Consider the following 26930-nt stretch of genomic DNA (forward strand, 5'->3'; position numbering starts at 1 on the left):
TTTTTATATTGATATAGTATCAAACAATAAGATAGGAAAATTAATGAAAAAATTAAATAAAAAAATTCTGTTAAGTACCCTTGGTGCGGTAGTGGTTTTAGGTTCAGTTGCTGCGATTGCTGCAAGTTGTAAAAAAGATGCTGACAAAAAAACTCCCGGAAAAGATAAACCAGGTTCTGGCTCTAGTGCAAATAATGGTACGAATGGTGCAACTACAGGAGCAACAAATACTGAAAATGCACCTTTAGCAGCAAAACCAATGAAATGATCTAATGCTAAAAACGCAACTGCTATAGATGGATCAAATTTATTTATCGTTCCACAACCTCCATTAGGGCAACATATTCACCCGGATGGATCAGTGCATGGACATGTCCATTCAACATTACTATTCGAACGTCAAGCACATGATTTAGTGGTTACTCAAAAACCTGTTGAAACAATCAATTTAGCTGACCCAGTACCGATGATTAAAATGGTACGTATTAACTTTGTATCAAACGAAGAAGCAACAAAAACAGAAAATAAATTTGATGCAGAAGGTAATGCTGGACTTTATGAAAAAGATGGTAAAGTATTTAACGCTAAAGGTGAGGTAATCGACATTAGTGTTAATGCTCCAACTTTCTACTACGAAAATATGAACAATGTACGTTTATTAACAAATATTCCAGGCTTAGAAACAAATATTGTAACATTCACAAAAGAAGATGTTGACCGTGGTTATTTAATTGCTAACTTCGCCTTCACACACGGTTTACCTGCAGTAAAAGAAAATTTATTTGAAAAAGAAATTAACTACTTCTATGTTAATCGTTTACAATTCTTACACTACCATAACGATCAAATTGGTGATCACTGAGAAGTAAATTTATCTAATCTACCACGTGTTTCAGTTAAATATGAAGTTCATGGACAAGAACAAGACGAAATGTCTCAATTAGATAGTAATATGATTGATTACCGTGGTGTTTTAGACGCTGCTCGTGAAGCAATGACATTAATCCACCCTGACCGTCGTTTTAAATTTGTTGGTTTATATGGACACACATTACTTACTTTAAACACTAACCCATCAGTGAAAACTTGAGATAGTGAATTAGCAAAAGATGAAAATGGTCAATTAATGAAAATTGGGGAATATACATTCTGAAAAGGACGTTTCCCAGATCGTGGACAAGTAACATGAGCTGAAAAAGTAACTAACACTGCTCCAACAGATAGTCAAAAAGATTATGAATTATACCGTAACCCATATGGTGAATCTGCTGCATCAGGAGGAGATGTTTCTAAAGGTAACTTATTCTTGTGAAATGAATTTGTAAAAACTGCTGTTGAATTAGATCACAAATTAAATGTAGAAGCAGTTATGAACAAAACAGATGCATTAGACAAAGAAATGTCTAAACTTGCTCAAAAATTATCAGTACTAACTGAATTTATTAATAAATACCGTGAACTTGATGTTGTTGGTGATGAAGTTTATGGATATGTTGATGAATGAATTGCATCACATAAAGATACTTTTAAAGCAATTCCAGGTAAACCTGATGCTGAGCCAAACATTTTCCAAACTGCTGAACCAAACGATGCAGAAAAAATGTTTAACGCTGTATTAAATTCTGTTTTAACATTAAATACTAAATTAAAAGAAGCTAACATTGATTACACAAATAAGGAAGCTGCGTTAGCAAAAGGAAACCAATTAATCGAAGAAGCAGTAACTAAGTTATCTCAAAGATTAACTGAATTTAAAGAAGCATCTGCTTATGTTGATAATAATGAACCAGATGTTGTTACTCCAACTTCAACAACTGTAAGTAAATAAGTGATTTTTTACAAGCTAAGATATAATTAAACATAAAAATACGATTACCGGCATACCGGCAATCGTATTTTTATTTGGAATGTAATTTTTCAAATAATAAAGCAGCCGTTTTTTTGTTTAGGATTTGTTCTAATGCTGGTAAACTTGCTTGCTTTAAATGATCAATATCTTGGTAGTATTTAAAAATTTTTTGTTTGGTAATTTTTCCAATTCCGCTAATTTCATCAAGTATTGATGATGTCATTGTTTTTTGTTTTCTTTTACGTAAAAACGAAATTGCTCAATTGTGAACTTCATCTTGCATATGAGCTAAATATTTATATATAGCGGATGAACGATCTAATAAATATTCTGATTCATCTGCAAAAACTATTGCATTTGTCTGGTGGTTATCATCTTTTTTAAAACCAATTACAGGAATTTTTTTATTGATTTCAGTCAGGGCTTTAAGCGCAGCGCGTACCTGTAGCTTGCCCCCATCGACAACGATTAAATCGGGTAATATTTGCAAATTAGTGTATCGACGTTTAATAACTTCATACATAAAGTGGTAATCTGATTGCAGTTCTTTGGATGTTAGGTTATATTTACGCTTTAATTTATGGTTTATTAGTCCGTTTGTATAAACAATCATTCCTGCAATAGGAAATTCAAGAAAAATATTAGAGTTGTCAAAGATTTCAATTGTCTCTAGCTTATCTAATTTAACAATCGCTTGCAGAGTTGTTAAATTTTCTTGTAACAAATTTTTGCGGTGCTGCAAGCCTGCCAGATGAGATTCGTAATAAGTTTTTGCGTTAAAAACTGCGAGCTCGAGAATTTTTTGTTCTTTTTTATTACGAGGATTAATAAATTTTTGTGCTAACTGGTTAGTTAATCATTTTTGATGATCTATCGGCAAAGATACAAGACAAATACTTCTTTTATGAACACTATAATATTGATTTAAATAAGATGCAATCAAATCATTAATGTCTTCTAAAATAATTTGATCGTAAAAAATGTTTTTGCTTAATAAATTACCATCTTGGTAGTTAAAAACATTGATTACTAAATAGTCGTTTTGTTGGTAATAACCAATAACATCAAAGCTATCATCAAGATCTAATTGTACTAGCGATGAAACATTTATGTTTTTTAAACTGATTTGTTGATCATAATATTTTTTTGCGCTTTCGAAATCTAACTTACTTGCTGCGAACTGTTCTTTTTGAGCAAGGTGTTCGATTAAGCTTTGTGTTTGACCTTTGAAAATATAACTAATTTCTTTTTTAAAACGTGCATATTGCTCAAATGTTTGGGGAGTCACATGATGTGCGATACATTGGTTAAGGTGATAAAACATACAGGTTTTATCAGCAGAAACCTTACATTTTTTAAAAGGGTAAATATTATTAAGTAGGTTTAATAAATCATAACGATGACTAGTTTTGTCAGCGATTGGTCCGTAAAATGTTCCAAGATTTGGATTATATGTACGCTGATAAATTAAACGAGGATGCAATTCATTGGTAACACAAATATAAGGGTAAAAATTACCTTCTTTTAGTAAGATGTTAAATTTAGGTTTATGTTTCTTAATTAAATTATTTTCTAAAATTAGAGCTTCGTTAGGGTTAGCAACAACAATGTAATCAAAACCTGCGATTTGTGCAACTAAATGTTGAGTTTTGGAATTTTGTTGGTCGTAAAAATATGAATGCATGCGGTCATACAAATTTTTTGCTTTTCCGACATAAATAATTTCATTATGCTTATTTTTTCATAAATAACATCCCGGTTGTTTGGGGATGTTTTTTAAAGTATTTAAAATGTTGTTATTATTCATATGTAAAAAGCTTAATCTTGTGCAAAGATTAAACTAATATATTTTTTAATACAGCCTTGCTCATAAACAACTTTGTAAAGGTGATAGAATAATGGGCATTCGTTTGTTAATTGGTGCTTGTTTAATAAGTCATTAATTCCGTGTAACGCATTTAAACCTTCAACAGTACTGCAATTATTATTAATAAGATCAAGTGCATCATTGGTTGCTAATTGAAAACCAAACATAAAGTTACGTGATTTATCATCAGTACAAGTTAAAATTAAATCCCCAAACCCAAAGTATGAAATAAAATCGTTTACATCGGCTTGATAAATGGTTTTTAAGAATAAAAGTATTTCTTTAACACCTTGAGTTAAATATGCACAAAGGGCGTTTTTTGAATTATACAAACCCTGCACCAACCCGCAACCAATTGCCAAAACATTTTTCATACTTGCTAAAAAGTTTGCACTTGATGTTTGACTACTAAAAGCGAGTGAAAACCATGGGGTTTGAAAATCTTTTTTGATTTGCTGCGCTAATGTCTTGTTGGCTCCTAAAATATTAATTTTAGTTGGTTTTTGTGCAAAAACTTCAACTGCAAACGAAGGTCCAGCTAAACAAAAGACAGCAGCGCATTGTACTTCCTTTTCAATAATATCTCCCCAAAACTGAAATGTTTTCAAATCCATTCCTTTTGCAGCATTCAAGATGATTTGGTTACGTAAATCAAAAGTTTTCAAAATATCAATCACACTACGTAGTGCATTTGAGGGAACACATAATAAGATGACATCATAAATATTATCAATTAGTGCGGTTTGCAAATTATTGTAGATTTTATTAATCGGATGCAAAAATTTATTTGTTCGAAAATAACGACTATTTGTTTGGTGCTCTTTAATTTCATTTAACTCGTTTGCATTAATTGAATAAAAATCGATTTGGTGGCCATTGAATAATAATGGCTGAGCAAGTGCTGAACCAAATGCTCCTGATCCGATAATTAAATATTTACTCATTTTCAAGACCTCGGATACGCTTGTTTTTATCTTGTCAATACAGAGTAATTGGCACTAAATCAAAACCAAACCGAAGACGAATTTCGTTTTCAATGTAACGCGCATAACTAAAGTGCAGGAATTTAGGGTTATTACATTTAATCACAAATGTAGGAATTTGTGACTTAACTTGGACAGCATAACTAATAATAATTCGTCCACCTTTGTGAATTGCGGGATCATTTGCAACATTTGCACGCACAAGTGTATCTGTTAAAACACTTGTAGAAATTCTACGGTCTTTTTGCTCACGAACCTGATCTATTGTTTCAAAAATTGTGTGAATACGTTTATTTTCTTTAGCACTAATAAAGACAATTGGTGCTCAAGATAAATATTTAAAATGACTTCGGACTTTTTTGATGTATTGATTCATAGTTTTTTCATCTTTTTGCACAACATCTCATTTATTAACAACAATGATAGTGGGGATATTTGCCTGGTAAGCAAGACCGCCAACAACTTCATCCTGCTCAGTGATATCACGTGATCCATCGATCATAAATAAAATTAAAGACGCTCGAGCAATGGCTTTTTGGGTTCTTAAAACAGCGTACTTTTCCACATCTTCACTAATTTTACCTTTACGACGTACACCTGCTGTATCAATGATGGTATAACTTTTTTTATTGTATTTAAAGTCAGCATCAATGCTATCGCGTGTTGAACCTGCTTGATCGTGCACAATTGACCGGTTTTCGTTTAAGATAGCGTTTAATAAGGAAGATTTTCCTACATTAGGGACACCAATAACGCAGAATTTAAAAACATCTTCATTTTCATTTGGGTTATTAGGTTCTAAGCCAACCACAAGCTCATCCAATAAATCCCCTACACCAACTGAGTGTTCAGCAGAAATGTAAATTGGTTTTCCAAAACCTAATGCATATAGTTGGTTTTCGTTAATGTTATCATTGCGGTTATCAACTTTATTAACTGCAAGAATAACACGTTTATCACTTGCAGTTTTCTTTAACATTTTTGCGATCATCATATCATTGGCGTCGATTCCGTCCTTGTATGAAACAAGGAAGATAATCGTGTTTGCTTCATCGATGGCAAAATTAACTTGTCGTGCGATATCTGCTTGATAGACATCATCGGTTTTGGACAACAAACCACCAGTATCAATTAACATAAAGTCTCGCAACAATCAGTTCCCTAGACCATAAATTCGGTCTCTTGTAATTCCTGCCTCGTCATTAACAATTGATTGTTTACGACGAATAATTTTATTAAATAATGAAGATTTACCGACATTAGGTTTTCCTACAATAGCTATTGTACGCATATCTCTAACTCCTTATGTTTTTTTATTTTATGGTAGTAAAAAATAATAAACTTGACGGTTAATAGGTTATATGCAAACAAATGTTAAACATTCATTTTCTTTTATACTATCTATTAGTTTGATGAGTTGACTAATCTTATTTGTTAGTGTAATTAGTGCTGTGTATTATGAGCGTTTTTTTATCTTACTCATTAACCTTATTAGTCTTGTTTATTTCTTTCTCTATAAGTTTAATTATAAACTAATTATTATATATGTTTGTAGCGGATTATTAGTCGGAATATTATCACACTATATAAGTGAATATTTTAGTGTACAAAATGTGTTTATATTTATTCAAAAAAAGCTGAATTTTAATTTAAAAGAGCTAATGGCTAAACAGATAGACTATGTGTATGAAAACCCTAGAAGCAAACTTTTGTTTAAACTGTTGGTTTTAAACATCAAAATAAAATCAGATATATTAGATCAGATTTATAGTTTGAATATTGCACACTTATTTGTTGTCTCTGGTTTGCACCTATCTTTAATTCTAAAACTCATTGATAAAATAAAATTTAAGCATAGCATGTGATACACACGTAGTTTTAGTTTAATATTTATTTTATTTTATGGATATTTGTTAGATTTTAATCCTGGGGTGTTAAGGGTTTTAATTAATTTAATTTTAACTTGGATCTGAAAAAATAATGATCTTGTTTCAAAATTAAGTTTAAATGGAATTATTAATACCTTGATTTGTCTTCCGCATGCGAAAAGTTATGTATTTTATTTTAGTTATGGGGTTCTGTTTATTATTTTTTGTTTAAAAACAATCATTAATAAACGTAAAATTGTGTATTATTTAGTAACTAATTTAGTTGTCTTTATCTTTACATCGCTTATTAGTTGGACAATTAAAGCACAATTGAATATTTTAGGAATTATTTATATGCAAATATTTAGTGCACCGATTCTTATTTTGCATCAACTATTGTTTTTTCTAGGGTGAATTCCAAAAATTAATATTGTCTTTGATTTGTTTTTAAATCTATTGTTTACCAGCGTTACTAATATCTCACAAATAGATGTTTTTATTAAATTTCAATACATAAATAAAAATGTTTGAAGAGCCCTAATTTTAGTTGTTTTCAGCGGGTTGTTAATAATTTATAAAAACCAGAAAAAAAGATATTTTTATACTAATAAATCTTAAAATATAAGTAGCCAAGTAGCAGAAAGAAGGCAAGAGTATGTTTATTGGTTCATTTAAGGTAATTATGGATCAGAAAAACCGAGTTCGCATTCCTGCAAAAATAAACAAGTTGCTTGATCATAGTATTGATAAAGTTATTGTTTCTCTTGGCCTTGACGGCAATCTAGATCTTTGGTTATCATATGATGAATTTTTATCTTTTTTGTCTTCATCCCAGCACCAAAATTTTCATCACAAACGGTTTCGTGAACTAAAACGAATTATTTGTGCACACACTTGAATATTAAAAGTGGATGCTGCGAACCGAATTACGATTCCTGCTGTTTTGACGCAAAAAGCAAATTTAAGTAGGGAAGTGTATTTTTGGGTATGGGTGAGAAAATTGAAATGTGAGATATGAATGTCTTTCATTATAAAAATCCGCATATTAAAATTAATCTAGAAAAAAAGTCAAATAAATTGATCTTAAAATCTAATCAGAAAACAAATGATCAGTTTAACGATCAGGAAATGGATGATTATGAGTTTTAACCACCACATTAGTGTTTTATTGCAACCCAGTGTTGATGTTTTAAATATCAAGCCTAATGGTGTTTATGTTGATTGTACTTTTGGTCGAGGAGGTCATTCTCGATTGATTCTTCAACAATTAGATCAGAACGGTAAATTGGTTTGTTTTGATCAGGATGAGAGTGCGATTGCATATGCTCATCAGATTTTTAGTCAAAACCCTAATGTTATTATTTGCAAAACTAATTTTAAAAATCTTAAGCAAACTTTATTAGATCTTCGCATTGAAAAAGTTGATGGTTTTATTTTTGATTTGGGTGTATCTAGTCCCCAATTAGATGATAAAACTCGGGGATTTAGTTATTTACACGATGCATATTTGGATATGCGAATGGATCAAAAGCAAAGTTTAACTGCTTATGAGATTGTGAATACTTATTCACCAGCATCTCTAAAAAAGATTTTTAAAGACTTTGGGGAGATTAACGCTCCCGACAAAGTGGTACAAGCAATTTGTAAACAGCGTATTATTAACCCGATTACAACAACTTTGGAATTGGTGGAATTAATTCAGAAGGTTATACCTAAAAAATTAATATACGCAAAAAAACATTTTGCTCGTTTGTATTTTCAAGCATTGCGGATTGCTGTTAATGATGAATTTCAGGTTTTAGAAATCGCACTACACGACGCAATTAACTTGCTAAAACCCAATGGTATCATTAGTTGTATTAGTTTTCACTCATTAGAAGACAAGATTGTTAAAAAAATTTTTAAGCAATACCTTGATCAAAAAGTTCCGAACGAAATTCCAATCACGGAAACAATTGGGAAATATAGTTTAAAAATTAACAAATTAAAACCTGATGCGCAGGAAGTTGCTGATAATTACAGATCTCGTTCATCAACGTTACGAGCACTTGTACGTAATTATTAAAATTACGAAATAGGATTTTTGCTTCTGCTTATCTAATAACATAATTTTATTTTTACAAACCTAAAATATTAAATAATTAAACCTATTTTTTATGCTTTGAAACTAAGAAGTGGAGTTTTGTTTAGCATTTATTAGGAAAGAAAAAAATGATGTTTTATGTAAAAAAGATTAGTATAAAAAATAAGGTTCAAAATTTAGTTAGAGCCACTGATAATATATTTAGGCCTTATTGAAATAAAAAAACTATTTTTATCACAAACATATTGCTATTATTTTTTAATTGTTAAATTTAAATAATCAAAGTTGTGATAAATTCTAATAACAAATATTGCTTAAATTAGGTGACTAATATTATTGCAAATAAATATTTCTATTATTTATTAATATAAAATTTAATATGTTACTGTTTATTAAATTGAATTAGCAATGAATATATCTTAAAAACAGGCATTTATTTGTCTGTTTTTTTAAATCAATAAATATATTTGCGAAAGAAAAACCAATTAAGGAGTTTAAATATATGATTAATAATCAAGCGCTACAAAATAAATTACTGAATTTATTATCCACAGATAGTCGTGACCAATGTATTAGAACTAAAATTGATAAATCCCATGCCGATTTATTAACTTTTTTTAAACTTGATGATATCAAATCATTTATCAATAATGACATTAGCGAACTCGAATATAAAGTTTTTATTGATACAAAAACTCTAAAAAAAGATCTTGCTGCTACTTTTCATTTTACTGAATTTAATGAAGTTCTAAAAAAATACCAAATTTTATTATCGGATGTTGCCACTAAGGCGAAAATTAATGCTCTTGAAGAAGATTTTGATGTAAATCAAAGTGAAATGATTGAATATATTCTTAAAAAAGTTGATGGTTTAATCGCTAAATTAGATCTCATCAACCAACAATCTCAAGGAATTTATAAACAAACAGGGATTTGACCACTATATATTGGTTATGACTATATCATTGGGAATACCATTAAACCAAATGCGATTAACGCACCGATTCATTTATTACCTGTTCAAATCGTTAAACGAGCCAATAAATTGTTCTTAGAACGACGCAAAACCAACAACACCTTAAATCAGAAACTACTTTTATTTTTAAAACGTGATTATAACAATTCATTTGTTAAATTTGATGATGAAGCAAATATGTTAGATGATGTGAAAAAATTAACTAACCAAAATTACATTAGTAGTTATAATTCTCAAAATCGCTTTTTAAATTTGAGTACCAGTGAAATTAAAGACAAATTCCAACAATATTTTTTATATAATGCATACATAATCGGGGTATTTCAACCGCGGGGTAATGCCATTAAGAATGATCTAGAGGAGTTAATCAAACAAAATGTTGATGTATTCGTAGAAAATTATGATGATAACCAAGATGTTATCAGCGACGATTATCATTTAAAACGAGCACAAGATCCAAAACCACTTGTTCAATTAAAAAAACCCTTAAATTTATATCAATCCTATGCAATTTACTCTTCACTAGTAAAAAACACATTGATTTATGGTCCACCCGGAACCGGGAAATCCCAGGTTATTTCCAATATTCTTGCTAACATCGTCTTTCAAAATAATAATGTGTTAGTGGTATCTGAAAAGAAAGCTGCATTAGATGTCTTAATTGACCGTTTATTCCGTTTAAACCAGTTAACACTTTATTTAGATTCTGATGAAAATAAAATGTGGTTTTATAAAAAGATTAGTGACCTTTTGTCTACTTTTGGACGCTTCTGATTATTTAACCAAAAAAATGATAAGAAGGATTTAGTTTCACAAATCTATACGAGTAATAATGCAAAAAAAATTATTCAAAGCAATGTTTTAATGCAAAATTTAAACCGGTTAAAAGTTAGTTTATATAATGCAGATTTTATAAATTTTAAAAAGCAAATGTTTAATATTATGCCTGAAAAATGAATACAGATTAAGGATTATCATTTGTATGAATTGTTACAAAAAATATTAGGTAATGATTTGAATAGTATTAGCGCACGATTAAACGATTATCTAGCAATTAATACATTTATCAAAAAATACAAAATTGATTTCAATGAAACTTTACTAAATAGTTTATTAACATTACAAGCAAAAATTAAAACTGAACAAAAATTATACCCCGATTGGTGAGCAAAAGTTAATGATGGTTCATACAAAAATGATTATTTATTTGGTAAACAAATACTAGATCAATTGGATTTGACTTCAATATTTTCTGATTTGTATGATGAAACGTTTGAAGAAAAAATAAATAAAGTGAATGTATTTTTCACACTTTGAAACGACACTTCTGTTGGTGAGTTGCAAACAATTTGATTTAATTTAAAAAAATATTTAAAGCCTTTGAATGATTGTTTAAAACTCCAAAAAAACCAAATTAATCGTTTAAAGGTTATTGATTGGTTTATAGCTAAAAATGAAGTAATTAATAAAAATTGGTTATTTTATAGATTTCAAAATGACCAAAATTTAATAGAAAAGTACTATAAAACCATCGATTTACTTACAAATGATGTTGTTTATGAAAGATTTGATTTTAATACTTTAAGGCGAATATACGATTTACAACAATCGGGTTTTAATAATTACCATGGTTGGTTACACAAGAATTATGATGTTTTAAATTTAAATTATTTACAAGAGCTTTTAACCTTAAATTTACAGATTGATGTTGATTTTTTTAATTTACTAGTTGGATTTGATTTCGATGTTGACCAGTTAGTTAAAATTTATCAACTGCAAGCTTTTTATCATGAATCATTAAGTGATTACACTAGTTTGTCAACTATTAATACAAATGATTGATTTGCTCAATATAAGCAGCAAAACAATGCTTTTTGTCAAACGTTAGATAAAGAAATTTATGAAGAATATTGATCATATTTAGACCAATGAATCAAGCATAGTGACTCAAAAACCAAAGAACAATTAAAAAATATGTTAAGTATTGCAAAACTTCCACGCCAACCTGAAGTTGCAACTTTTGTTAAAGAGTATTATAAATATTTAATTAAATTATTTCCAATCTGAATTGCAAAACCCAATGATGTTTGTGATATTTTTCCTTTACAACAAGACCTATTTGACTATGGAATCTTTGATGAAGCCAGTCAAATGTTTTTAGAAAATGCATATCCAGTTTTATACCGCACAAAAATTAAAATTGTTGCTGGGGACGATAAACAATTAAAACCAACAAATTTCTTTTCAACACGTAATGATGATAATAATGAATATGCTATTGATGATGTCGATGTTGCAGAAAGTTTGTTAGATAGAAGTAAAAGCGCTTTATGAACAACATATTGATTAAAAAACCATTATCGTTCTCAAAGTGCTGATTTAATTAGTTTTAGTTCACATTATTTATATGATGATGAACTAGTATTTGCTTCATATAACCACCAATTATACAAAGGAATTGAAACATATAATGTTGATGATGGAATATATGAAAATAACACCAACACACAAGAAGCACAAAAAATTATTAATTTATTGATTGAGCATGAAGCAAATTATAAGCAAATTTTAGTTATTACATTCAACCTAAAACAAGCAGAACTTATTGAAAATATGATTGCAACACAATATTTTGATACAGATGTATATCAAAAAGTATTAGACGATGAAATTCAAATTACTAATTTAGAAAATGTACAAGGGAATGAAGCGGATTTGGTGATTTTAGGAATTACATATGCCAAGGATAACAATGGGGTTTTAAGAAATCAGTTTGGTCCAATTATTAAAACAAACGGCATGAATCGTTTAAATGTTGCGATTACTCGCGCTCGTCAGAAAATGTTTGTAGTTAAATCGTTTATGGGAACTGAACTAAATATTAATAAAAACAACGAAAACTATATGGTCTTCTATCATTTTATTAATTTTTGTGATCAATTAAATTTAAATAATAATGATGTAATTACACGATACCAAGTGAATGAAAATAATTTTAATAACCAAGTTGATCGTGAAATATATCAATTATTAAAAACATTAATTAACGATCAGCAAATTATTTTGTATCAGTATGATTTATTAGGTTATCAAATTAGTTTTGGTATTTATAACAAATTGAATCAACAATTTGATTTACTAATTGATTATCAAATGACCAATGATATACTATATGACTCAAATTGACAGACACTTTATGATAAATATCAATTTTTAATCGACCGACATTATCCATTATTAGCGTTTACGGACTTAGAAATTATTAATGATTACGCTCAAGTTGCTAGAAAAATTAAACAGACATTTAATGAATTGATTATTAGTTAATAATTATTTAAAAATCTTTTGATAAAAATTTTTTGTTCATAATTACACAAAAACAATGCAAATTATTATTAATAACTGTTGCAAAGTTTTATAATAAAAATAAATAAAAATTAATCAGGGTATAAAACTGATTAAACCTCTTAAAATTAAGATCAGAAAGATCCAAAATGAATTTAGATAAAACTACACTCTTAAAAATATCACTTTGTCAAAAGCACCAATACACTTTTGACTTATCAATTATCAAAAATACTGATCTAATCAGCAAAAAGAAAATTGCTGTGATGATTATTTCCTACATCGCAATGTCAATTGCTATCTTTTGGATTTTTATCTGAAACTTAAGTTACGCGACCACGATTGATTTTGCATCGCATGGGACACCAACTTCTATCGATTTAGAATTTCATGTTGCGTTAAAAAAAGTGTTCTCATTAGAATTTTTAGAAACTGATAAGTTTAATTCAAACGGGAATTTACAAAATACCGTATGATCCTCGATAGCAATTATTTTAGTTGGTCTTGCTTTGGCTGTTGCAGGTTCTATTACGCAATCATTGACTAAAAATCCGCTTGCAGACCCGTCGACATTAGGGATTGTACAAGCGACTGTATTTATGGTTGTATTAGCGATTTCCTTTAATTTTCGTATCTATGCTCACCGTTTTGGATTTGCGTTTATTGGGGGCGGAATTGCAGCTATAATGTTGGTAATTCTTACATTTTTTTCAAAGAACCGTAAATCTTATATACAAATGACATTAGCAGGTCTTGCAGTAGGTGTGTTTTTTAACACAGTAACATATTTTATTCGTTCAAGTGATGAAGGTGCGTCAACAGCAAATGTACTTTATGTGCTTGGAGGACCAGAAAATATCTTAAAAGCAAATGGATTTGCGGATTGAAAAACTTTATGAATTGCAGCCATCTTGATTACTATTGGTCTAATTATCGCCATGGGAATTGCTCATAAATTAAGTCTTCTTGAATTAGGGGATGAAAAAGCCAAAAATTTAGGGACATCGGTGGTAGTTATCAAATTAGTTGCAATCATTGCGGCCATTTTGTTAATCACCCCATCGATTTTATTGGCTGGAAATGTTGCATTTGTAGGTTTGTTTACCCCTCATATTGTGCGTAAAATATTTAAAGTTCGTGATTTTCGTGCAGTGATACCACTATCTGCTGTTATGGGTGCGGTATTAACTTCGTTAGGTCTAATCCTACAACGCGAAATTCCGTCAATTAATTCATCAATCTGAATGCAATTTATTGGTGCGCCAACATTAGCGTGAGTTGGATGAATGCATCGAAAGAACGGATAGACATATGAAATTAAAAACAAAAATTTTCACAAGTTTATGTGGATTATTATCTCTTGGCACCTTAATTACTACTACTGCCTTTGCTTGCGCAGGCAGCAAGAATCAAAAAGGAAATCAAACAATTGGGCTAAAATACACGATTTTTCCTACATATGTTTCGCAAGCAGATAATTTGTTAGCATTAGGGATTAGTCCAGATTATTACCCAACCCAAGTTTTCTGAGATAAAAATAGACCCTATGATTATATTAATGCTTTAAATGAAAAAGATTTTAAAACTTATATTTATGATAAACCTAATTTCGCCGATGGTTTAGCTAAGAAATTAAATAATCTAGAAAAAGAAATTAAAACATTTGAACCATCGTGATTCTCATTAAGTGGAAACAATGAAAACGAGGGGCGTAACGAAGAATATTGATTTTTTAACAAAGGTGGATTTGTTTTATATGATCGGTACTTACTTGAGGACACAAACAACACAGTGGGTGGTGGTCGCATAAATGTAAGTGGTGGACCAATTGATAACAATTCATTTGTTGCAGAAGTAGATTATAAAACATCACGGGATTTATTTTTAAGTCTAAACTCTGAATTAATTAAAAATTATAACGATATTAATAGTCCACTATACAATGATCCACTAGCTCAGAAGTTGCGAGAAGGATTAGTGTATAAGGATGAAAAAAATAAGCAACTATATCCTTTACATAATTTTTCTAGTTTTGCAAGAGATGTCAATAATTGGTATTTCCACAATCCAAGTAACTTAAGTATTCAAGTAAACGGTCAGGATGTGCCTTTTGATTTTTGAACATCAAATTTTGCAAAATTTGTTATCGGTGTTCAATATGATAAAAAAACGAACCAATTAACTAATAAACAAAATGAAATTCCATTATTTTACCCATCTGCTGATTGAAAAGAAACAAATAGTTTAAATTCCAAAATTTATCATTTTTTTAATGAATTATTATTGACCCAAAAAGATAAAGATGCGGGTGTTAAAAATATCAATTATCAACCTGCGATGTGTGATCATGACGCATTTACTAAAGACATCCCCCAGTGTGATAATGTTTTTTTAGATAATAGTCAAAGTAAATCAATTCTACAGCACCACCCTGTATATGAACAGAATTTAAAAATAAATGGTGATTCCCAAATTTATTTAGGTTCTATTCGTGAATCTATGTTGTATTTATACAAAATCGCCTATGCTGCGAGTGCGTATGCGCAAACTACACAAGCAAAAGTTTTACTTAAGGATAAACCACAAAAATTAATATTATTAAAAAATGCATTAACTAATGCGAATGAAATTGCTGGTAATTTGTCTAACCGGATTGAAAAAATGCGTAAACTTTTCCAACTAGTTGGTTTAGTAGATAAACGTTATGATCCAATTAACTATCAATTCAATAACCAACGTTCAAAAACTATTGGTCTTTTAACAACTTTTGAACGAAACGGAACAAATACTTTACAAACAATTTCTAAATATGGTTTTTTGTACTATGATTTGGGTTTTCGTCAACCACGCCCTCGTTTAATTGGTGATAGTTATAAAGCTCTTTTAGATCCAGTAGACAATAAAGTTCCTAAAGGTTGCCATAAACATGATGATGGCACTACCCATTGTGAGAACGCTGAAGGCGAGGATGAAATTGTTAAACAAATTGATGAATCAGTTAGCAATTCAATTTTAAATATGGACGCTCATGGTTGATGATGAAACTTGGGAGATGGTGGATTAACAGAAACTAATTTTGCAAAATTTAAAGGGAATTTTGACTATATTTTTAATTTAACCAAAAATAAAGAACAGGTTTTTAAGAATCCAAGCGAAAATGTTCAGGTGAATTTATTATTAAAGTCTTATGTCTATGAACAAACCGTAAGTGACCCAGAAGTTTTGTCGAATCACATTTTTTTAGAAGATTATACTTTATGAACTGAGGGTATTCGTTCGCCAATCGGTTATAATCAAATACTTGATGCAGTATTAAAACACCTACTAAACACCTCTGAAGTTCAAGAAGTAGTTAAAAAACTAAATCCAGCTGATCAAGTTTTATATAACGAATTAATAAAAGAGAGTGTTGAATGGGGAAGTTATTGACAAGGATTTATTAGAAAATAAATATACAAATATAAATAGGATGGTTTGTTATGAAATTAAAACAAAAATTAATATTAACTGTTTTTTCATCAACAATTGTTGTAGCATCGATTATTGCTTTAACACTAGGTCTTAAAAAACATTCATCTCCAAATCCAAATAGTACAAGTGTACATACTGGTTCTTTTAGTACAAGTGGCGTAAATGTCAGCAAAACGGCAACTCCTAAACTAACTAATCCATTAGAAAATAAAATTCCTAAAAATAAGGAACATATCGAAAAGGAAGAAATTATTAAGGACAAATTAGAGGTTGAAGAATCAAAAAATATTGAAGTTCCTAAGCAGCCAACGCCCACTCCAGAAGTTTCTGCAACAATTGAAACCCCTAAAAAACCACAACCTGAACCTGAAAAACAAAAAGAACCAGATCACATACAAACTCAAGAAGATCCATATATTGACAAAACCATTCGTGAGTCTGAACAACCAAAAGACTTGCAAGTACTTCCAAAGGAAGTGCACACAAAAGTTCATGTTGATGGCTTAGATGAAGACATTGTTTTGCAACCTCAACCCAACAGGATATACTTTAGAAGTGATGAGAAAGCTGGAATTACAAACCAAAATCCAGATCCTTACTTAGCAGAACGGGTACCTGATGTTGTTAGTTTTAACCCGTCAAATAAATTCTTAAACAAACAAGTTGAAAAATCGATTAAATTTATTGGTGAACGGATTTTTAATCCCTTATTAGATTCACGTGAACAAATTGATAAATGAACAACTGAAGATTACAAAAATTATATTAGCACAATGGGGCACGAAGGGGATGAAATTGCACGTTGAAATCCTAAATTAAAGGATTCGGATAAATTTTCACGAATTATTCACAACTCTGATGTATGAAAAAAATTTTTGCGAGATGATGTTACACCGCAAAAAATTGCCGAACTAGAAGCATTGCCCGAAGATGAATCTCCCCAAACTTTAAAGAGTGTTACACGTATTTTAAAAATTGCCTCCTATTTAGATTTTAATAAACTAAACAAACTTTCCCCTGAAGCTGAAACTATAATTCGCGCCGGTGGATTTACACTGGACGAATCAAATGCTTACTTAAATGAAAAAGGCGAATGAGCAAGTTATGCATACACACCTGTTCCTGGGACAAATAAGGTTACATCCCGGCTTGAGTATGACAATGCAAATCGTCGGGTATTTGGTTATGATTCGGCTTTTAATAGAAATCCTGAGGATTTAGAAAACGGATCTTACCCCGGATGAACAAAAACTATTAATACCGAATTAACTAATAAATACAACCCAAATAATATTCAAGGTATTACATTTAATACTTTAACGCGTGATGAACCAAAAACAGATAAACCAAACAAAGGGGTAACATTAACTATTGATGTTGCTAAGCAAGAAGCTTACAATAACACAGTTAATCTTTTAGAAAAATTAAAAAAAGACCAGGTCAAAATTGATGGTTTTAGGTTTACGAATATAGGATTATCTTCTGCAACCCAAAGATTTATCCAAATCATTCAAGCACTACCAGAAGAAATTGATCAATTGGAATTATTTTTTATTAAAAAAGACACAACCGCATTATATGCTTTAAAAGATAAAAAACGAATTAAAGAATTAGGGTTATATACTAACGAACTACCATATGATGATGAATGACGAATTAATCCATGATCTGTTAAAAATGTTTGATGAATCAATACTAACGATTATAATACGCGGATTGATCACGTAGCTGGATACAAACCATTCACTAGAATTATGTTTGATACTTTAATTTTCTATAATGATGATATCGACAATAATGCAACTAATCTTGAGGATAAACTAAATCACATTAATTACGGTTTAAGGATGGCTTATTTTGTTAGAAATAATGAACCATTCTTTAACGGAAGTATGGGTGGTGGTTTAAAACCAGATCATAATGAGGGTGGTAATTCATATCCATGAGGGTTAGATTTATCACGTACATCATTAAAATCGCTTCGTGGTTTATTGTTTTCTGATGAAAAGAAAAAGAACAATGGTACTCGTAAACTGAAATATTTATGGTTAAAAAACCAATCATCAGTGTTTGAAATCACAACCGATGAAATTAATAATTCACAATTTAAAGACATTATGATTATTGAGAATTATCCTCGACAAATGCCAAAAACAAAAATTTTCTTTTCTAACAATTCGCAGACTAAATACTTGCGAATTGTTCAGGGTTCTGAACCTTTAAATAGTAATGGTATTGCAAATATTCAATGGTTAAAGAAACTTGCTGATAGTGAAGATTTTAAAAATAATCCGGTTCTTGTTGATTTTGATAATACTCAATTAAGAGATATGTTGTCAAATTATTTTAGTGTTAAACAAGACCAAAAAGAAGAAGTTGTCGATGTTGCATAAAGAAAGAATGAAAATGAATAGAAAGAAAAAACAAAAACTAATTAGTATTAGTTTGATGGGCGCACTAATGTGCACAGGATTAGTTGGTGCGTTGGTGGCGTGCGCCCCGAGCGAGAAAACTGACCAATCACCAAATAAAAAAGCTCCCCCGAAACAAGATAAAGATACTAATAAGATTAACAATAACACAAATAGTTTTAAAACCGATGATCCTGATCCATCCCTTTTAGCTAAATTTGATAAAACAGGAACCACCTATGATCCTGATGGGATGATTCCAGTTCCCAAAGAATTTGCAGATAGCAATAAAATCCAAGTTAAATATGGTAATCAGCAAATTAATGGTAAAATTTTAGGATTAGAAGATCCAAATGAACTAATGTTTTTTGGGTACTATAAATCGATTGGGAATGAAAACGGACGTATCCATACTCACCCCCATATCATTCAGCCGATTGAAACTCGTTTGTTAACGAATGAATGATTTGATGAAGATTGAAACGAAAATAATCCCTATATTGCAGTTCCTAAGGATACAGTTATTGATAAAAATAAAGGTGTTTTAAAAAACGTTCGTATTTATTACCCTAATAATCCACGTCTTGGCAATTTAGTTTTTGATGATTTTATTTTCCGTGTTGATGGGGTTGGATCATCATCACGGTTTGTTAAAAAACCTACAAAATTTGATGATCAGTGACGGTACGTACAGGTAGATGTACAATTTGACCCTGCGTATTTGATTGACAAAAAAGCGATCAGAATCACTGCGTTATCTTTTGTTCATGCACATGGTGATGAAGTTATTGGCGCAGAATTAACAATCCAATTCAAAGACCCGATTAAAATAAAGGTGGTAGATACAACTAATGAACAAAAGAATTAGTCTTACAGATACACAGAGTATTACAAAAACTAAACAACCCTTAAAACAACGATTTTTTTCGTTGGTTAAAAAAATTGATCATAAGCAAACAGCAATCATCAAAATGATCAGTCTTGCTGTTATTTTGGGCGTTGTTATTTTTTTAGTAATGTTTATTTACCATGATAGCCAGCAAACCAACTTTTTTATTAATGCGCACTTATTTGAAATTCGTAGTAAAAAAGCAATAATGGCGATTTTTAGTGGAGGAGCACTAGCGGTTGCAGGTTTGCTGTTACAAAAAGCGACCCGCAATAATTTAGCGGATATTTCCCTCTTAGGGATTGGTAGTTTAAATATCATTATTATGTCGTTTTACTTACTATCAATTAAAACCAAAATCCAATCTAATGGTTGAGAAATGCAAATTTTACCATTAATTGCCTTTTTAGCATCAATTATCGGAAGTACAATTATTTATATTTTGTCACGTTTTGGTGGTTTAAGTTCTGAAAAATTTATTATTGTAGGAATTGCATTATCCTTTTTATTTGAAGCAATCTCAGTAGTTTTGGCTAATCCAAATGCAAACGGATCAAACGTCAATAAATTATCAAGTTTGTTTAAAGAAGCTGGTACCCTTGACACGACAATCAAAGTGATTCAAAAATATACTTATGGGATTATTCCAAATTCAAATTATATCCAGTGAAACATTATCATTCCTTCAGCAGTTGTGATTATTATAACCTTGGTTCCAATTTGGTTTCTGCGTCGTAAAATTGATTTATATGAAACAAGTGAGGACTTAGCACGAACAGCAGGAGTTAATGTTGAGCGTTTACGGTTAATAATGTATTTACTAGTTGCTGTGTTAGCGGGAACAGAAGCGGTTATGGTGGGATTTGTGGCGCTATTAGGAGTTCTGGGCTCGAATGTTGCTAAACAAATGTTTGGTAATAAAACAAGTTACACGATGTTTGGGGCTTTTTTAATTGGATCAATTCTCGTGACTTCTGCATTGTTTATATCATCAAACTTAAACACTAATATTCCTGTGGGATTCTTATCAACGACGATTGTCGTACCATACTTTATTTATCTAATTATTCGGGGGAAATAGTCTATGTTCAAAAAGAAAAAGCATTTCGATCGCAACGCACTTGTTGCAAGTGATCCACAAAACGTTATTGAAGTTAAAGATTATTTTTTCAAATATGCACGTCGGGGAGAATACATTCTTAAAGATGTTAATATTGATATTAAAAATCACGCTTTTACAACGATTTTAGGACCAAATGGTTCAGGAAAATCCACGATTGCTAAAGCGATGGTACGGATTAATAATTCAAAAACTGGAACGATTAGTTTATATAATAAAGACCATAAAAAGTTTAGTACCAAAGAAGCGAGTCAACTTATCGCTTATATTCCTCAAACTCTTGATGTACCTATTGGTACACGGGTAATTGATTATATTACATTTGGGAGAAATCCTTATTTAAATATCACAGGAATTTTGAGTGCTGAGGATAAACAAATTATTCAAGATGTAATGCATGCAATGCATATCGAGCATTTAAAAGATAAGTTCATGCAAGATTTATCTGGTGGTCAGAGACAAAAGATTGTTCTTGCACTGGCGTTAGTCCAGGATACTCCGATCATCTTGCTCGACGAGCCGACAACATATTTAGATATTAAAAACCAGTATGAGTTGTTACAGACATTAAAACAATTGCAAATTAAACACCACAAAACGATTATCGCAATTCTACACGATATCAACCAAGCGATGCAATATTCAGATTATATTTACATCCTAAAAGATGGTGAAGTGATGTTTAATGGGACACCAAAACAAATTATTAACGAAACATCGCTTAAAGCGGCATACAACATTAACGCAACAATTGTTGATACCCCAACAAATGAGCGAGTAGTATGTAATATTCAAGTAGAAAGTTATATTAAGTAGTGAATTGGTTCAAGAAAAAACAACAACAAACACCAACTTGTCTTTTAACTAAACATCGTCGTTTTTTATTTGATTTGCATTATCTACGCCACCAAAATTTACTTGAACCCAAAAAGATCATTATTATGGTGGTTGCTTATTTCGTGTTTTCATGTGCAATTGTTGCAATTTTTATTTGGAACCTTTCCTATTCAACAATTGTGGATTTCTATAATAGTGGAACACCCCGGAGTGTTGATTTAGAAATCAGTGAAATTTTGCATTTAGTTTTTAGTTTAAAATTTATGGAAATTGATGATTTTAACACGTATGTTAATTTGCAGAGCACAGTTTGGTCATCAATTGCAATTATACTAGTAGGAATTGCTTTAAGTGTTGCAGGATGCATTACCCAATCACTAACTAAAAATCCGCTCGCAGATCCATCTACCCTTGGGATTGTAGGTGCAACTGTCTTTATGGTTGTGTTAGCTATTTCCTTTGATTTCCGTATGTACACCCAAAAAATTGGGTTCGCATTTATTGGTGGTGGGATTGCCGCTTTAATGTTATTAGGAATGGTAATGATGTCTAAACAAAAAAAATCGTTCTTGAAAATGACTTTAGCTGGTCTTGCAACCGGTGTATTTTTTAATACAATTGCTTATTTTATTCGTTCAACTGAAGAATCAGCATCATCAGCTAATATGTTATATATTTTAGGTGGACCAGAAAATATTCTTAAAGCAAATGGTTTTCCTGATTTTCAACTCCTATGAATTTGTGCAGTTATTATTATTGTTGGTTTTATTATTACAATGATAATTAGTCATAAATTAAGTTTGTTAGATTTAGGGGATGAAAAAGCCAAAAATTTAGGAACATCAGTAATTTATGTTAAATTGATTGCAATTCTTGCAACAATTTTATTGATTGCCCCTTCGATTTTGTTGGCTGGAAATGTTGCATTTGTTGGACTATTTACCCCTCATATTGTACGTAAGTTATTTGGAGTGCGTGATTTTCGTGCAGTAATTCCGTTATCAGCGGTTTTTGGAGCAATTATCACATCTTTAGGTTTACTATTAACTCGCGAAGTTCCAAGTATTAATTCGTCAATCTGGATGCACTTCATTGGTGCACCAACCCTTGCTTATGTTGGTTGGGTTAATTGGAAAAATGCATAAAAAATAATTATAAATTAACTTATAGAAAAATACACTACAGGATAACTGTGGTGTTTTTTCTACTAATTAAAATGGTGGTAAATACATAAAAAGACTTCTCAAGAATTTAAAAATTCAAGAAGACTTATTAAGTTTGTGTAAATAAACTATTAAAAAGGTCCTAAAACAAACAAGATTTTTTATTTTTTGGTATGATAATAAGCATATAAATATAAGGTTATATCAATAAAAGAAAGATAAATCATATGACAAAGAAAAAACAAAAAATTTGATGATCAGTGCTTGGGGTTGCTATTACTGTTCCCGCGGCAGTTGCATTGGCAGCATCATGTTCAAAGAAAACAAAGGCATTTGATGAAATAGTAGATGATTTTAACAATCTTTTTAATAACGCTACTACAACTCAAAAAGAAGTTTTAAGTGAACTGAAAGCAAAATTTGATGGTTTAAAGAAAGAATATGAATCCATTTCTGATGAAGCACGTAAAGATGCAATTTTAAAGGAAATTCAAACTTTAATAAACAATATCCAAGCTAGAGCTGGGGGAAATAGTGATCATATCTCCGCTAACCAACCTGGGAAGGGCGAAATTGTAAATAATACTGAAAAAGATGAACGTTTCCGTGATAAAACTAATAACAACAAAGGAACGAAATGAACAGAAAGAAAGAATATCGCTCCTAATCAGGTTTTAGAAGGTAAAACTTTAAACCTTGATGAAGATTATGAGGGCTTAATGATTTTTAATTGAACAGCAGCCGAAGATAGCCATGGCACAGGAGAATCACATACTCATAGTCATACTATACAAGAATACGAAACTAAACGAATTCCAAATAACCAACGTGAATACAAAATTATTGATGGTCAGGATTTATATGTAAATAAAGTAACTGGACGTTTAAACAATATTTTATTGCGTGTTCGTGATATTCCAGGAATCGGCAGTCAAGGGTGACAAAAAATTCAATTACGTTTTGATGGAATCGGAGTATCTAGTGATTCAGTACCTCCTGGCAAATTAAAAAAGGATATTGACAATTTATATATGCCATACCAAATGAACTTTAAACTACCAGTTGATTACTTAAAAGATAAAGATGCAATTCGCATTACAGCTATTTCCTTACAACATTTACATGGAGATTCTGTTGGAGATCAATGAACAATTCAATTTACAAAACCAATTGTAATACCAGTCCGTTAATTTAATAAAAATATATTTTAATAACAACTAACAAAAGACTACAGACTAGTTCTATTGTTTTCGAAGTTTATACAAAAGTGCAGGGTAAAATACCCTGCACTTTTTGCGTATTAAAATTATTTATACAAATTAAAAACATGTCCGGTTAAAAAAGTGTTAATCGCAAAAATATGTTTGGTATGTTTAGTGAATTAAAGATTGTTTAAAAAATGAGATAGAATTTTTTATAAACATATAACTATATTGAACAACTAAATTATGCCTTCTATAAAGCCTGTTTTAGTTGTTTGGAAATTTATTTAAAAAAAATTGGAAATAATGAAAAAAGTTTCGTTTTTTGGAAAAAATCTGTAAAATAATAATTGCTAAAATAATAGGATACAAACAAATAACAAATGGCTGGATTCTATTTTCAATATACATATATGATAATAGGTAGAAATAAATGACAAGAAAAAAGAAAATTTGAATTAGTTTGACAGGTGGGCTAGTAGCTTTAGGGAGTGTAGCCTCTATTGCAGCTAGTTGTAAAACTAACCAGACTACAATTCAAACAACCATAGAACTTGATAAAGCAACGTCTGTGGCGTTTGTTAACGCTAATAAAATTACATTTAAAGATTTAGATAGTCGTGAACTGAACAATAACACTAATTTCGTTTTAAAAAATAAAGTAGCGGAAGAAAAAGGCTATAGTATTTCATTTGTGAGTGCTGCTAAAAGTGATAACGAAATAATAGTTAGTTATGTATTCGAAAAACCAAATGAGAAAAACATGGCTGATAATCTTGTTTATCAAAAACGCATTAGCAAGGATGTTTTTTTGTCCGACACATACACTTACATATCAATTGATTCTATTAATTTGTTTAAAAATAAATTGGATGGTTCAAAATACTTAGATATTAATTACAATCTATTAAATAAGCAACAAGCGATGTCAGATCACGTGATTCAAGAGTACCAAACAAAACGTATAGAAGAGACACTAGTTGACAAAAAACTTATTTTATTGTTTAAGTATGATGGCGAAATCTACAAGGTAAGAACTCCTATTTACTGAAAAAATGATTCTTATATTCAATTGCCTGCGTTCTTCTTTTCTAAAAATAATATTCTTCCGGAATTAATTGCTGTCCAACTTGATAATGGTCAATTCATTAGTACTCCACCTCTTAATAATTTGTTTCTTAAAGAACCAAACAAGATTAGTGAATTTCTAGAAAAACCATCAGTTGTTAAAGTGGTGGAAGTTATTAAAGACAAAACAAAACATGTTGTCAATAAAATTAAGGATAAAGTGGTTAGTAAAATAACTGCTAAAAAAACAAATAATGTTGATAACACGAATACAGATAATGAACCAAAAAATTCAACAAACAATCAACCATCACCTTCAACAACAAATGATAAGCATATCCCTACATCCGAATTATCAACTAATTCTGAAGAAAACAGTGGAACAACAACCACTACAGTAGCTGTTACGCCAACTGAAAACGAAATCAGTTTACTTGATCAAGTAAAAATCAATGAATTAAATAGTATGACGCAACAAACCTATGATAAAAGCGATGTTTTTTTAACTACACCAACAACTGATGTTTATGTTAAAGACCAAGCTCAATTATTTAATGTTTTTGTGGTTAACGATAATTGAGTTCAGGATTATTTACAACCAACAGGCTACTATTTAATTACAGATTTAAAAAACGAAAATAATGAACCAGTTTTATCAGAACTTGCATCTACTACAGTATTTACAAATCATGATAAATATGATGGTAAGCAATTAACTTCTTTTACTTTTAATTCAATATATTTATGAAATAAAGATAATTTCTCAATCACAGGAATTAAGTATATTAATTCTAATAGCCAAATTAAGGAAGTTAGTGTAAAGTTCACTACACCTATTAGTTTAAATATTGTTCGGGTTTCAAATAATCAACAAGTTAATAACGCAAAAGAAAATGTTTTTGGTGTACTTTATCGTAAATATGCGAACGATACAAAGGAATTAATTGATAATGTTGAAGAGCAGGAAATACGTCAAGATGACGATCGTAGCCATTCAAACGAATGAAAAACAAATTACCAAAATCTTAAGAGTGTCTATTTAGAAATAAATAATAGTCTAACAAATGAACAGAAATTTATTAAGATTTACAATGCTTATACTTATTTACAGTTTTTAGAAGCAAAAGAATTGTACACAAAATTAATCAGTGATATTAACACAAAACTTAATCAATTAGGTGAAAAAGTTGTTTATACTGAATACTACACTTGGTTAAAAAAATACTTAAAAACAACTTTAGATAATGCAGTTGCTGAAATTACACGTTTATATACCGATCCTGCAAGTAATGAACCACCAGCAATTACAAGTTTATATAAGAAAATGTATGAATTATTGAAAAAATATACAAAAAAACCATTAGACATTTATGCAAATACAGATGGTGATTTTATTGATGATTACCAAGAATACGCACGAACTCGTGATGAAATCAAAAATACAATTCAATCTTGGGATACAAAACTTGAATCAAATAAATTCCGTTCTGATTATGCCAAATATCGTAGTTTGTTAGATTTTTTAAAAAAAGATGTAGACTTAATGTTTGCAGAGATTGAATCTGATCCAGAACACTATATTAGCAAGGCGGGCGAATTAGAAAATCAATGAAATAGATTAACCCGTACAAATGGTTCATCTTATTATTATGATAACCGATATTATGGATCAAATAAATACGAACCATTAGTTAGAGCAATGCAATCTAATAAGTAATTACCTAAGCAAATAGAAATTTTTAATCTAATAAATCATTATTAAAATGATTTATTAATCACACATTCTTTAAAACAAGCA

General features: G+C 30.2%; 18 protein-coding genes. 15 read left to right on the top strand and 3 right to left on the bottom strand.

The features are described from left to right. The first annotated feature begins 43 nt into the window (after positions 1-43). Positions 44-1828: a Vmc-like lipoprotein signal peptide domain-containing protein gene (locus tag OF377_RS01525; RefSeq protein WP_263836144.1), complete on the top strand. Its 1785-nt coding sequence runs from the start codon at positions 44-46 to the stop codon at positions 1826-1828. Between the two features lie 70 nt (positions 1829-1898). Here OF377_RS01525 and uvrC read toward each other — a convergent pair whose 3' ends face one another. The 3 genes from uvrC to der are packed head-to-tail and all read right to left on the bottom strand — an operon-like array spanning position 1899 to position 5990. After that, positions 1899-3656, bottom strand: a complete 1758-nt coding sequence (uvrC, locus tag OF377_RS01530) for an excinuclease ABC subunit UvrC (protein WP_263836145.1) — start codon at positions 3654-3656, stop codon at positions 1899-1901. A gap of 11 nt (positions 3657-3667) precedes the next feature. Continuing rightward, a complete protein-coding gene (locus tag OF377_RS01535) occupies positions 3668-4660 on the bottom strand; it encodes an NAD(P)H-dependent glycerol-3-phosphate dehydrogenase (RefSeq protein ID WP_263836146.1) in 993 nt (330 codons plus the stop codon). Continuing rightward, a complete protein-coding gene (der, locus tag OF377_RS01540; protein WP_263836147.1) occupies positions 4653-5990 on the bottom strand; it encodes a ribosome biogenesis GTPase Der in 1338 nt (445 codons plus the stop codon). The genes OF377_RS01535 and der overlap by 8 nt, the downstream gene beginning before the upstream one ends. A 370-nt stretch (positions 5991-6360) precedes the next feature. Between der and OF377_RS01545 the strand changes: the two genes are divergently transcribed. The 14 genes from OF377_RS01545 (at position 6361) to OF377_RS01605 (ending at position 26849) form a co-directional block, all read left to right on the top strand. After that, positions 6361-7185, top strand: a complete 825-nt coding sequence (locus tag OF377_RS01545) for a ComEC/Rec2 family competence protein (RefSeq protein WP_263836148.1) — start codon at positions 6361-6363, stop codon at positions 7183-7185. 37 nt (positions 7186-7222) lie between these two features. Further along, positions 7223-7627: a hypothetical protein gene (locus OF377_RS03290; protein ID WP_443080789.1), complete on the top strand. Its 405-nt coding sequence runs from the start codon at positions 7223-7225 to the stop codon at positions 7625-7627. Next, positions 7555-7716 (top strand): hypothetical protein, encoded by a 162-nt coding sequence (locus tag OF377_RS01550; protein WP_263836149.1) that lies wholly within the window; start codon positions 7555-7557, stop codon positions 7714-7716. The genes OF377_RS03290 and OF377_RS01550 overlap by 73 nt, the downstream gene beginning before the upstream one ends. After that, positions 7700-8632, top strand: coding sequence for a 16S rRNA (cytosine(1402)-N(4))-methyltransferase RsmH (gene rsmH, locus OF377_RS01555; protein ID WP_263836150.1), 933 nt, complete (start codon positions 7700-7702; stop codon positions 8630-8632). The genes OF377_RS01550 and rsmH overlap by 17 nt, the downstream gene beginning before the upstream one ends. Before the next feature lie 520 nt (positions 8633-9152). Continuing rightward, on the top strand, positions 9153-12953 hold the full coding sequence (locus OF377_RS01560; protein ID WP_263836151.1) for a DEAD/DEAH box helicase: 3801 nt from the start codon (positions 9153-9155) through the stop codon (positions 12951-12953). Positions 12954-13120: 167 nt separating this feature from the next. Then, positions 13121-14278, top strand: a complete 1158-nt coding sequence (locus tag OF377_RS01565; RefSeq protein ID WP_263836152.1) for a FecCD family ABC transporter permease — start codon at positions 13121-13123, stop codon at positions 14276-14278. A 4-nt stretch (positions 14279-14282) separates the two neighbouring features. Beyond that, positions 14283-16421 carry an iron ABC transporter substrate-binding protein gene (locus OF377_RS01570; protein WP_263836153.1) on the top strand — a complete coding sequence of 713 codons (2139 nt, stop codon included), beginning with the start codon at positions 14283-14285 and terminating at the stop codon, positions 16419-16421. A 29-nt stretch (positions 16422-16450) separates the two neighbouring features. Next, on the top strand, positions 16451-18835 hold the full coding sequence (locus OF377_RS01575) for a putative immunoglobulin-blocking virulence protein (protein WP_263836154.1): 2385 nt from the start codon (positions 16451-16453) through the stop codon (positions 18833-18835). A 13-nt stretch (positions 18836-18848) separates the two neighbouring features. Next, positions 18849-19721, top strand: a complete 873-nt coding sequence (locus OF377_RS01580) for a hypothetical protein (RefSeq protein WP_263836155.1) — start codon at positions 18849-18851, stop codon at positions 19719-19721. Next, on the top strand, positions 19705-20823 hold the full coding sequence (locus OF377_RS01585; protein ID WP_263836156.1) for an iron ABC transporter permease: 1119 nt from the start codon (positions 19705-19707) through the stop codon (positions 20821-20823). The genes OF377_RS01580 and OF377_RS01585 overlap by 17 nt, the downstream gene beginning before the upstream one ends. Positions 20824-20826: 3 nt before the next feature. Continuing rightward, complete coding sequence (locus tag OF377_RS01590; RefSeq protein ID WP_263836157.1) at positions 20827-21678, top strand: ABC transporter ATP-binding protein; 852 nt, start codon at positions 20827-20829, stop codon at positions 21676-21678. Continuing rightward, positions 21678-22844, top strand: a complete 1167-nt coding sequence (locus OF377_RS01595) for a FecCD family ABC transporter permease (protein ID WP_263836158.1) — start codon at positions 21678-21680, stop codon at positions 22842-22844. The genes OF377_RS01590 and OF377_RS01595 overlap by 1 nt, the downstream gene beginning before the upstream one ends. A gap of 245 nt (positions 22845-23089) precedes the next feature. Next, entirely contained in the window at positions 23090-24052 is a 963-nt protein-coding gene (locus OF377_RS01600; protein WP_263836159.1) for a hypothetical protein, read from the top strand. A 445-nt stretch (positions 24053-24497) separates the two neighbouring features. Next, positions 24498-26849 carry a Vmc-like lipoprotein signal peptide domain-containing protein gene (locus tag OF377_RS01605; RefSeq protein ID WP_263836160.1) on the top strand — a complete coding sequence of 784 codons (2352 nt, stop codon included), beginning with the start codon at positions 24498-24500 and terminating at the stop codon, positions 26847-26849. Positions 26850-26930 lie beyond the last annotated feature (81 nt).

Source organism: Ureaplasma sp. ES3154-GEN (assembly GCF_025780075.1).
Lineage (GTDB): Bacteria > Bacillota_I > Bacilli_A > Mycoplasmatales > Mycoplasmoidaceae > Ureaplasma.